This is a genomic window from Pseudoalteromonas denitrificans DSM 6059, assembly GCF_900112265.1.
Lineage (GTDB): Bacteria > Pseudomonadota > Gammaproteobacteria > Enterobacterales > Alteromonadaceae > Pseudoalteromonas > Pseudoalteromonas denitrificans.
In genome coordinates, this window is record NZ_FOLO01000097.1 from 1 (window position 1) to 11,116 (window position 11,116).

At 33.7% G+C, this 11,116-nt stretch carries 10 protein-coding genes and 3 pseudogenes; 2 read left to right on the forward strand and 11 right to left on the reverse strand.

Annotated elements, in window-relative coordinates; genetic code table 11:
* The 10 genes and pseudogenes from BM088_RS26285 to BM088_RS26330 form a co-directional block, all read right to left on the reverse strand.
* A pseudogene (locus tag BM088_RS26285) lies at positions 1 to 218 on the reverse strand (hypothetical protein); the annotation flags it as partial.
* A gap of 101 nt (positions 219 to 319) precedes the next feature.
* Positions 320 to 721, reverse strand: a pseudogene (locus BM088_RS26290) (pseudouridine synthase); the annotation flags it as partial.
* Between the two features lie 113 nt (positions 722 to 834).
* Entirely contained in the window at positions 835 to 1,845 is a 1,011-nt protein-coding gene (locus BM088_RS26295; protein ID WP_091991826.1) for an RDD family protein, read from the reverse strand.
* Between the two features lie 55 nt (positions 1,846 to 1,900).
* The gene (locus BM088_RS26300; protein ID WP_245763938.1) at positions 1,901 to 2,926 is read right to left on the reverse strand and encodes a metallophosphoesterase; all 1,026 of its coding nucleotides are present in this window, start codon (positions 2,924 to 2,926) and stop codon (positions 1,901 to 1,903) included.
* A 167-nt stretch (positions 2,927 to 3,093) separates the two neighbouring features.
* Complete coding sequence (gene ccoG, locus BM088_RS26305; protein WP_091991828.1) at positions 3,094 to 4,476, reverse strand: cytochrome c oxidase accessory protein CcoG; 1,383 nt, start codon at positions 4,474 to 4,476, stop codon at positions 3,094 to 3,096.
* 156 nt (positions 4,477 to 4,632) lie between these two features.
* Positions 4,633 to 6,057 carry a sigma-54 interaction domain-containing protein gene (locus BM088_RS26310; protein WP_245763939.1) on the reverse strand — a complete coding sequence of 475 codons (1,425 nt, stop codon included), beginning with the start codon at positions 6,055 to 6,057 and terminating at the stop codon, positions 4,633 to 4,635.
* Positions 6,058 to 6,125: 68 nt separating this feature from the next.
* Positions 6,126 to 6,965 (reverse strand): DUF417 family protein, encoded by an 840-nt coding sequence (locus BM088_RS26315; RefSeq protein ID WP_177208192.1) that lies wholly within the window; start codon positions 6,963 to 6,965, stop codon positions 6,126 to 6,128.
* 51 nt (positions 6,966 to 7,016) lie between these two features.
* Positions 7,017 to 7,652 carry an esterase/lipase family protein gene (locus BM088_RS26320; protein WP_425439341.1) on the reverse strand — a complete coding sequence of 212 codons (636 nt, stop codon included), beginning with the start codon at positions 7,650 to 7,652 and terminating at the stop codon, positions 7,017 to 7,019.
* 88 nt (positions 7,653 to 7,740) lie between these two features.
* The gene (locus tag BM088_RS26325) at positions 7,741 to 8,742 is read right to left on the reverse strand and encodes a choice-of-anchor H family protein (RefSeq protein WP_091991832.1); all 1,002 of its coding nucleotides are present in this window, start codon (positions 8,740 to 8,742) and stop codon (positions 7,741 to 7,743) included.
* A gap of 104 nt (positions 8,743 to 8,846) precedes the next feature.
* The gene (locus BM088_RS26330) at positions 8,847 to 9,383 is read right to left on the reverse strand and encodes a YaeQ family protein (protein WP_091991834.1); all 537 of its coding nucleotides are present in this window, start codon (positions 9,381 to 9,383) and stop codon (positions 8,847 to 8,849) included.
* Between the two features lie 119 nt (positions 9,384 to 9,502).
* Between BM088_RS26330 and ylqF the strand changes: the two genes are divergently transcribed.
* A complete protein-coding gene (gene ylqF / locus BM088_RS26335) occupies positions 9,503 to 10,447 on the forward strand; it encodes a ribosome biogenesis GTPase YlqF (RefSeq protein WP_091991836.1) in 945 nt (314 codons plus the stop codon).
* 191 nt (positions 10,448 to 10,638) lie between these two features.
* On the opposite strand, the gene BM088_RS26340 is transcribed toward ylqF, so the two are convergent.
* Positions 10,639 to 10,773 carry a response regulator gene (locus BM088_RS26340; protein WP_091991838.1) on the reverse strand — a complete coding sequence of 45 codons (135 nt, stop codon included), beginning with the start codon at positions 10,771 to 10,773 and terminating at the stop codon, positions 10,639 to 10,641.
* Positions 10,774 to 10,967: 194 nt separating this feature from the next.
* Between BM088_RS26340 and BM088_RS27835 the strand changes: the two are divergent.
* A pseudogene (locus tag BM088_RS27835) lies at positions 10,968 to 11,116 on the forward strand (IS982 family transposase); the annotation flags it as partial.

Here is an 11,116-nt window from a genome sequence, read left to right on the forward strand (position 1 = left end):
ATTCTATTTTGATGTAGTGTTTGGTTACCCAGTAACCTGTCAATGCGTTTAATACCGTATTTTTCAATTGAGCTATTTGACTGTGCTAACGCTCTACCGATAGAAGTTAAACTCAGTCTTGCGCCATGTTTAACTGCATCAACAGCTTCCATTAATGACTGTTTAATTCGTTTATCAAATTTAATTGGATCTATCATATTTAGTGTGGATAATGTCATTTGATGTCTGTATCTGTTAGGTTTGTTTTTTGGCGAAAGTATATTTAACAGATCACAGGCATCACTTCAAAAATTTGTGGGGATCCTTAAGGTTTTAGTTGAACCTTTACCTCATATTCTTTTTCATGTTCAAAATCTGGATGCGTCATTTGATTACAAAACTCACCATCATTCGTTAAAATTAGTAGACCTCTGGAGTCTTTATCTAAACGGCCTATAGGGTAAACACGCTGAACCTTAGGGAGATGATGAAGCAAACTGGCAGGATCATCAATATTCAGTTTACAATCTACGCCAACAGGTTTGTGATAAGCATAATAAACGCGATTTATATCTACAGTGATTTTTTGCCCTAAAATTGTAATATCATCTTGTTCATTTACATGATCAATATGATTTGCAGCTTGCCCATTAACCAATACATCTCCATTATCAATATGTCGAGATGCTTGTTTACGAGAACAATACCCACTGTGCCCTATATATTTTGCTAGTCGCATCATATTAAATTTTGCACTTTATTTTACCTTGCTTAATAATCTTTAATTTACGATATGTAGAGCAAGAAAATCACAAGAACAGTTCCCCCGCCCTATGTATTTAGCAAGCCTCATCATTAGTCACTTTTAATATTTGTTTCATCATTTTTTGGTAAATCTCCTTTGATCACAACAGTTGCACTAATTTTATCTTGAATAGCCTGCCTATTTGGATCCCAATAAATTTGCATGAAACCCAATAAACCAGTTGCAAAACCAGCACCATAACCACCATAACGCCCAAAAGCATCCCAAGCATTTAAATACTCACCTGAGAGTGTGATAACGCGTATGCCCATCATTTTTTTACCTAAAGTTTGCCCCCGCCAGAGTAAAGTAAATAAAGTGAAATATACAGCAGCCCAGCCAAAACCTAACCCTAAATCAGTTACTAGTACCTTAAGCCATTCCACTAAACTATGATCCGTTTCCAAAGGAGAGTTCAATGCTTTTTTTGTTGATGTTATATTTTCTTTTTTTTCATCCGCTTTTACACCTTCATATATTCCCCAAAGAATAGATCTGACAATTTTAGGTTCTGTGACACCTGTAATATCATTTTCAAAAAAACCATCATCAAAAATATCTGGATGTTTGTTTTTTAATTTATCTAAAGCCAGTTGCTGACATTTGATTTCACATTCTTTTGCTTTAGTGGCTTTTAAGTAAATTTGTATATCTTTCTTTTGCTTATCTGTAAGTTCTGTCTCAGTAGAAATTTTAATCAGTCCGTCATTTGTATCGAAGTAATCTATCGATTCAGCAAGTAATGAGGAAATAGCAATAAATAATACAAACGCAGATATAAATTTTAATAACTTACGTAACCAAGATTTTGTTTGTGGTAGATATTTGTCATTCATCCCTCTATAAAAAGCCAAGGCAGCCACAACCGAGATCAAAGCAGCACTGAGTTTTGCAGCTACAAAAATAAAAAAAACATCGATTAAAATAGCAATACCTCGTCGATTAGGACTTGCTAATGGCAACCCTAACAATGCCTTATTAATTTTAAATGCATAAGGTGTAATGATCTCTCTGGTTTCTTCGGTTGATAGATGAAGTTCTTTAAATTCTTTTGGTTCCATACTGCTCAAATCACTATCAATAATAAAGGGTTAGCCTAGCAGTATTTCTTGGCTATTAAAATAACCTTGTTTGCACCCCTTGCATGTTTCCACGCATAAATTGTTTTTTACGCCATATAAGTAGTTCGCCTTTTTCTGCATTTTTTATTGACGAATCTATTGCCAAAATACGATTATCAAAACGTGTTTCAAGTTGATCCATCGATGTATGACCAACAATAATATGTTTGGCTTTGATCTGCTTTAATATTTTTTCAATGTCCACTTGATTAAGGTTTGTATCAGTAAAAAATCCACGGTACCAAACTGGTCCTGTTGCTCCTTGTAATATATTAAAAATATCATTTTGTTTTATGTCTTCTTTGCTCAAACCTATGCTTTGTCTAAATTGCTCATTTGTTTGCTCTAAGCTTAAATTTAAATCCAAAAAATCTTGATGGATACCACCATGTAAAAATACAAAATCATTAATTTTAATCACAGTTGCCTTACTACGTAACCAACGGCCAAGCACAGTATTAATTGAAAACAAGGATTTTAAATCTCTATTTACTAAGTTTAATGTTTTTATATATTTATTATGTAAATAACGATCGTCACCTCTGAGTACCATGTACTCATGATTCCCTAATAAATAATGTAACTTACCACCCGCTTTTAATGCCTGTTGCTCTAATTTATAAACTAACCATAAAGCTTCTGTTACTGTGTCACCCCGATCAAAAATATCACCCGTGATCACTAAATGTCCTTTACCCCAACTCCAATTATGCAGAGCATCAATCACTCCATTCTTTTCAAGTAATTGAGAAAAAATTCCAACTTGTCCGTGAACATCACTAATCGCAGCTATTTTCTCTACCTTGGTATAGTTATCTTTTCCATCAATATTAAATTTTTGAGGTATAAGTAAAGCTTCGCTATATTCAGATATAGTTAGCTGATTATCTGTTATTTGATACTCCATTAACGCATCTTTACCATTTATTAAATATGGACCATCACTATACTTTTCATGTGCATTGAGCTGTGTAAAAAATGCGGTTAATACTACATTAAACAACCAAATATATTTTTTCAAAATAACTTCTCCTTAATTCCACGGTTATTTATCTGGTAAATATAAACAAAAATAAACTTTGCATACAAATATATCTATCTCGTTTTAATATTAATTCCAACAAAAATAGCCCACCATACAAAGTATAAATGGGCTATTACTACGGATGAAAGTTACTGTCTTAGAAGTTAATTTCGATAAAAGCGAGAGGTTTTTTCAAGCTTAATATCAGGCTCTTCCATAGCTTGAATGGTAAAAGTGACATTGGTGATTTTTTTCTTTAAATCATAGCCATCAGCTATAAGTGTGACAGCTATTTGTTTCATAACTCCAGGTTCAATTAATAGCTTTTGAGGCGCCTTTAATTTTACAGTTTCAATACCAGAAACTGAGATATTATAATGCATTGCAGTCTGAGTTTTATTTATCATCCTCAGTGTATAAGAATTTTCAACTAAGCCTTCATAATTCACTCTATAAAGAGCATTTCGATCTCTTAGAATAGAAGTTTCTAACGGTATACGATTGAAGGCCCAAATACCCATTACAATAAAAATGATCACTGTAAATATACCGTAACCCAAAAGCTTAAGTCTAAACTTACTAATTTTCTTACCTGACATAGCATGTTCGCTGGTGTATTTGATTAACCCTTTTTCATAACCAAATTTATCCATAGTTTCATCACACGCATCAATACAAAGAGCACAGTTTATACATTCATACTGCAACCCATTACGTATATCTATACCTGCAGGACATACTTCAACACATAAATTACAATCAACACAATCACCTAAGCCTAGAGATTTAGGATCATCTTTACGTTTACGGCGACCTCTAGATTCACCTCGCGTTTTATCATAAGCAACTAATAAAGTATCTTTATCAAACATCACAGCCTGAAACCGAGAATATGGGCACATATATATACACATTTTTTCACGTAACCAACCTGCATTACCATATGTACATAAAGCAAATAAAAACACCCAAAAACCAACGATGCCAGACCATTGAAAAAGCACCATATCCGTATATAAATCAATTGCAGGAATAAAATAAGACATAAAAGTAGTTGCGGTTAATAACGACATTAATAACCAAATACTGTGTTTTAATAGCTTTTTTTGAATTTTACTTGCAGACCAAGGCATTTTATCAAGCTTTATGCGCTGATTTCGTTTACCTTCAATTTTATGCTCCACCCAAATATAGGCTAAAGTCCACACTGTTTGTGGACAAATATAACCACACCAGACTCTACCCAACCAAGTTGTTACAAAGAATAGTGCAAATGCCCCAGCCATAAATATCCATGCTAGCAACATAAAATCTTGTGGCCAAAATGTGACCGAAAAAATACGAAACTGTTGATTCGCAACATCAAATAATACAGCTTGCTGACCATTATACTGAATAAAGGGCACTACAATAAAAGCAAGCATCAGTGCCCAACTCATTAAACGACGTATATTTTGAAAATAACCTTTTTGTTCTCTAACATAGATAGGCCCTTCGGTTTTATAGGGCTTGATGATCATGTCTTCTTCTTTAATATCAAATTTCATTTTTGCTACAACTCAATGACGGATTCATTCAGCTATAACAAGAATCAGACCAAACATAAAAAACAATAACCAATTGAATTTAATATCTTTTATTTTTTATAGATAAAATCAAAGCCGCGATATATAACAGATGAGCGATATATCGTGGCTTTCATGTTAATTTCGAGAAATGCATAACTTTTTCATACGTGACCTTAAGGTGCTATCAGGCATACCAAGTAACTTAGCTGCTCCAGACTCCCCACCAATTCGCCAATGACAATCATTTAAAACTTCTAAAATGTAACGTTTTTCAATTGTCGATAATGGCTCTTTTGTCATGTTTGATAAATTTGAATTAAAATTAAAGTTTTGTGTAATATTTAAAATTCTAGTGTTTGATAAAATCATTTCTCTTTCAAGAATATTCTGTAACTCTCGAATATTACCAGGCCAGTTATAGCGCATCAGCTTTTCTAAGCTACGATTACTAATACCCTCAACTTGTTTATTTAACTTGTGATTTAAACGCTTTAAAATGTTTTGACATAATGCAGGCATATCTTCAATACGTTGACGAAGTGATGGTACTTCGATTGGAAATACATTTAATCTGTAATATAAATCCATACGAAACTTACCTTGCTCTACCATTTTTAATAAGTCTCTATTTGTTGCAGCTATCACTCTTATATCAACTTTGATAGTTTTATTTCCACCAACACGTTCAAACTCTTGTTCTTGTAATACTCTTAGTAATGTACTTTGCGCTTCAAGTGTTAACTCCCCTATTTCATCTAAAAACAACGTCCCTCTATCAGCGAGCTCAAACCGCCCTTTACGCCTTTCATTCGCTCCTGTAAATGCACCTTTTTCATGGCCAAATAATTCAGATTCTAACAAAGTAGCAGTGAAAGCAGCACAATTAACTTTAACCAAAGGTGAATTACAACGATGACCCAATTGATGCAAATTACGCGCAACCACTTCTTTTCCTGTGCCATTTTCACCTAAAATCAAAACTGTGCTATCGGTTTTACTAACAAGTTTGATTTGCTTAAGCATTTGTATAAATAAAGGACTGGTGCCAACTAATCCTGAATTAGCCCAATTTTCATTTATTTCGTCTTTTAGGTAAGTATTTTCTGCTTGGAGTTTTTCAGTCAACTTTTGCACTGTCTTAAGTGCTTCTCGTAATGCCTGATCTGTTTCTTTTTGCTGGCTTACATCACGAAATACAGCCACAGCGCCAATTAACTTTCCTTGCTTAAATACCGGAGTTGAAGTGTACTCCACCGGAAAATGACTCCCGTCTTTACGCCAAAAGACTTCACTTGTTACTTTTCTTTCTATCCCATCACGCATTGTATTATAAATTTGGCATTGTTCAGCAGGATACTCACTGCCATCAGCATGGCTATGATGATGATATTTATGTATATTTTTACCTAATAGATGTTTTGCTTGCCATCCTGTCATTCTTTCAGCAGCAGGATTTACAAATACAGCATTGCCTTCAAGATCAAAGCCGTATATACCTTCACCTACAGCATTTAAGAGTAATTCTGAATCAGCTAAAAATTGTTTAATTGCATGAGCCACTTTATTTCTTCCAATACGCGATATATCGTGGCTGTAATTATGATTGATTAAAGCCATTAAATAAAATGTTATTTTACATCTTGAAATTGAATGGTTAATTGATGAATAACAACTAAATTTACAATAAACCACAGATCTTTAATGATAAACTGCCCTGTACCAGTTAAAAGCGTATTCACAGATAGAGAGCCACTAAAAGTAAATAAAAAACTTTGAGTCACTATAAAGACCGTACTTGCCAGTAGTAATGCAATAATAAGGTAACGCTTTGTATACATGCTAATAGCCAATACTAAAGTGATAACTAAATCATAGAAGCCAATTAAGTTTGATGTCATTTGCACATCAAAGAAATTATATAACCAAGACATTAAAAAGGAGCTTTTAACCAAAGCCTCAATACCTTGCGCTTCGACTAAAGTGAATTTCATACCACCAATCCAAATATATACTAAAGCAACAGGAAAAAAGTTAAGCCAGATTAGCTGTCGGTTAGATAAAAATTCAGGTTTAATGAAGTAACAACCTATTGAAAATAATGCAAAGTACTTAATAATTCCTTGCCCTGATCCAATTGCCGGAAAACCACCTAAAGAAGAGATCCATACTTTTTCACTGAACAAGGTAAATAAAGGTACTAAGCTTATAAAAACTAATAAGTATCCAAACCCTTTAGCTACTTTTTGTTTATTAAGACCCCCAAAAGATAAAGCTGCACAAAGTAGAAAAGCTATCGTAGCAAACAAAACAAATACGGTATTAGAAAATAAGCCTGAAACGCCATAAAAATTCAAAGTAAAGCTGATAGATTTGTGTTCGCCAATTAGGTATGTACTTAACCCCATTAAAATGAATGAGGTTAATAATAAAGTAAATATGGCTTTTTGATGTAGTAAAATGTTTTTCATAGTAACTCAACTAAATAAATATTAACTTACTTGACCGAGTTTTTACTGGATTTATTCTGAAAATAATACGCCTTGGATATAACTCACCACCTGACGGGAATAAATTAAACTGGTATGGCTTAAATGAAAAACCTTATGTTCAGCCATACCCGTTAGTTTAGTTTCATCTAATAAAACCGTCCCGTCAGATTGGCTTCCACGTTCAAGTATAGGCATTAAGCCTAGCGGTAAATCACCCGCAATACTGTATAACTTAGCTTTAAAAGGCCAGTCATTATTGGAAGATAATAAATATTCAACACTATTTTTCAATAATTTATCTAAACCTTTATCGTGCATTTGTTTTGCAATACTACTGCCTTTATGCGGTGTGCCAAGCGTGATCACTTTAGTAATAAATTGCGCATTTTTGGAATTATGTTCTAAATAGGCTCTGGCAATTAAGCCTCCTAGCGAATGGCATACTAATACGGTCGGTCTATCCGCTATAAATTCATCTAACTGACTAAATATTTTTTTGCTATCAGGCTCTGTGCTTTTATAAGTTAGATTGAGTATATTCACGCCCGATTTTGCAAGGCGGTGACATAAAGGCTTCATCACAAATCCAGACATATACAGACCATGCAATACAATCACTTGTATTTCTGAAGCCTTATCAACCTCATGTTTTACTGTTTTTTGAATATTCAACTTAATTTTAGTTATCCTTATAAATAATCAATTAAAGTTTAGGAGGTGATCAAATACGTGTCACCCTTAAATTGTTAAAGCCCTAATTAATTTTACGACGATAAAAACATAAACCTGTTAAGGCAATTAATATATAGAACATTGAACCAGAGCTGTGCTCAACCTCTACATAAGTATCTTCAACGTAGAGGGTTTGAACATATTCTTGAGACTCTAATGATACCAGCCCTAAATTAACCCAAGTTTGCGCATTGAGATAATGTAATTCATATCCAAACTCGGCTTCACGTAAAATCACTTCTAAGTCATAATTACCTGTTACAAAACCAGATTGTAAACTAACATCGAAATACTGCTTGTCTGCTGCTGAATCAGCATAAATAGTAAAAGCGTTACTGGTATAAAATAACTGACCATCAATAAAGATATCTGCAATAACATTTTGTGAACCATAACTTGTGTCTGCATCAATTGCTAAAGTAAAACTCTCATAGAACTGATCATTATCGGCATCTTGATGATATTGAATGGCAACAGAGTAAACTGACAAAACATTATCTTGATCAAATAATTTTCCCTCTAGGGGTAAGTTTTGTAAAGCTGGAAAATCATATTGACTTGATTGAGCTAAAACCTCCGAAGAATAAGCATCCTTTACCCTAATATGTATTTGATAATAATTACTTGGCCACTCGTCAAAAAATTGGAAATCAAGCTCTTGCTCATCATTTTCAGAGTCCCCCGTTAAAGTGAATAGATCTGAAGTATATACGAGTTCAGCTAGACCATTTTGATTAATAAAAGTAATATCAACATACACATCTAACGCTTCATACTGCGTATCGATATCAATACTTAATTTAAGGTTTTGAAAGTAGCCATCTTGATCTAAATCTTGGAACAAAATTGTTTTAGTATCATAAAACCAAATTGAATCATCATGATTTATATTCAACTTTTTAGTTAACGCTACTTTTTTAAAACTATTTTGTACTTGTTGAACTTTAAAATTTGGGGTGGCTTTAGTTTGTGCAGCTAAAGAGAAACTAAATACCAGTGCTATAAATAAACTAAATATACGCATTGTGCTATTCCACTTTTATGTTTTCTTATATACATAAAAGCGGATCTGCACTGAATCAAAACTGAATAAGTGGCATTAATGACTTATTAATTTATGACAAACCTTTATTTTAATTGTGTAGATTCGATTAAAATACTATGACTTTCATCAGAAAACCATACTTGACCATCTTGAATTGTTACCGATAATTGCATGCCACGGCTGATCATAGTTGCTAACTGTTGCGTTGCTTCAAATGGCAAACTGAATACTTCTAATACATTCATTTTATTTAATTTTTGTGAATTTTTTTGCCACCAAGTCTCTTGAGCACCTTCACCATAAGTATATAAACGTACTTTTTTGGCTCGATTACAAGCTTTTTTAACACGCTTTTCATCTGGTAAGCCTAAATCAATCCAAAGCTCTATTTCTTCAGAGTAATTAACATGCCACAGTTCTGGCTCATCTTCTTCACATAAGCCTTTTGTAAACTCTAACCCCTCACACGCATTTAAAGCAAAAGCTAAAATACGTATCATTAATCGTTGGTCGGTTTCAGATGGGTGTTGCGCCACAGTAAAGCTGAAATCTTGATAAACATGTCTATCCATATCGCTTAGGGATAATTTTACTTTGAGAATTGTTGCTTTAAGTGCCACTTCAATTACCTTTATAAATGAAATTGTCAAAAATTTGCGCAAGTATACAGTATTTATGATGACTCAAGGCATCAACGCCAGTTAAAATGCGTACTGATTTTAAAGTGAGGAGAAAATAAATGGCTATCCAGTGGTTCCCAGGGCATATGAATAAGGCTCGCAATGAGATAAAAGAGATCATGCCACAAATGGATGTGATCATTGAAGTACTGGATGCACGTATTCCTTACAGCAGTGAAAACCCAATGATCAGTGAGTTACGCGGTGATAAACCAGTGATCAAAATTTTAAATAAAGCAGATTTGGCAGACCCTAAGCTAACAACTCAGTGGATGAGCTATTTAGAACAAGAAAGTGGCGTTAAATCTTTAGCGTTAGATACCAATAAGGCCAATGAAGTAAAGCGCATAACAGATTTATGTAAAAAATTAGTGCCATTAAAAGTGGGTAATGATAAACAAATAAAAGCCATGATTATGGGTATACCAAATGTTGGAAAATCAACATTAATAAATACACTAGCTGGTAGAATAGTTGCTAAAACAGGCAATGAACCTGCAGTAACCAAAGCACAACAGCGCATTAAAATTGACGAAGGTATCATGCTATACGATACACCTGGAATGCTATGGCCTAAAGTCGAAAATGAAAACTCAGGCTTTCGCTTAGCTGCAACAGGTGCAATAAAAGATACAGCCCATGATTATGAAGAAGTTGCCAGTTATACTGCAGAATATTTATTATTAGCTTATCCAGAGCTACTAACGAAACGTTATAAAATTGAAAATTTGCCTGAAAATGATTGGGAATTTGTTGAAATGGCAGGTAAAAAACGTGGCTGTATTCGCTCAGGAAATCAAGTTGACACCCATAAAATGTCAGAGATCTTAATCAATGAATTACGTGATGGCATCATTGGCCGAGTAACCATGGAAACACCAGTCATGCGTGACGAAGAAGAAGTCATGGTTGCAGAACTTAGAGCTAAAAAAGAAGCACAACTTGAAGCAAAAGCACAAGAAAAACTCGCTCGCCGCTCAAGAGCCAGAAAAAATCGCCGCTAATTGATTGTATCTGAATTTGGTTAAGTTTGAGTTCAGTTAATACTTGCTATGATAGCTTTATTCCCTGGAACGATTACTCCCTAGTGTAATATATTCCCTTTTAGCATAAATAGTTAATGCTTTAGCCAACCTAGTTAGGTTGGCTTTTTTTATTTGATTTATAAAATAAATACGACAAAGTGAGCAAAGGATTAAAAATAATGAACCAACTTAGAAATTAAATCATCAAAATCAAAAGGCTTTAGCATAACATCATCCATACCCGCCTCTTTACATAAGCTATCAATATCAACAGAGGTACTTGCAGTAACAGCTATTATTGGCACATGATAATTACCTTTTTCTAATAAACAAACTTAGACTCTGAAATAATTAATGAACCTCTCTGTCAGTGTATTACAAATAGATTATTTTTAATTAACCTTAGCTCGGGATAAAAATTTAGATATTTATGGAACTAATTGCCAGTTCCAAGATCCGATCTTTTGACGATAAAAATTAGACACAAAAAGGAACAGGCATGGATAATTTAGTTGAAACGTTTTGTAATGTCGATGATTTTTGCAAACTATTTTTCCTCAATGGGAACAAACTTTAATTGAAGATGGAAGCCGAAAGAGACGTCGTAAAGGACGTATGAATCCAAGCGAAATTATGACCCTGATTATT

Coding starts and splice junctions, on each gene's coding strand:
- ccoG (WP_091991828.1), bottom strand. CDS start 4,476: ATGAAATTTGATATTAAAGAAGAAGACATGATCATCAAGCCCTATAAA.
- ylqF (WP_091991836.1), top strand. CDS start 9,503: ATGGCTATCCAGTGGTTCCCAGGGCATATGAATAAGGCTCGCAATGAG.
- BM088_RS26315 (WP_177208192.1), bottom strand. CDS start 6,965: ATGAAAAACATTTTACTACATCAAAAAGCCATATTTACTTTATTATTA.
- BM088_RS26325 (WP_091991832.1), bottom strand. CDS start 8,742: ATGCGTATATTTAGTTTATTTATAGCACTGGTATTTAGTTTCTCTTTA.
- BM088_RS26295 (WP_091991826.1), bottom strand. CDS start 1,845: ATGGAACCAAAAGAATTTAAAGAACTTCATCTATCAACCGAAGAAACC.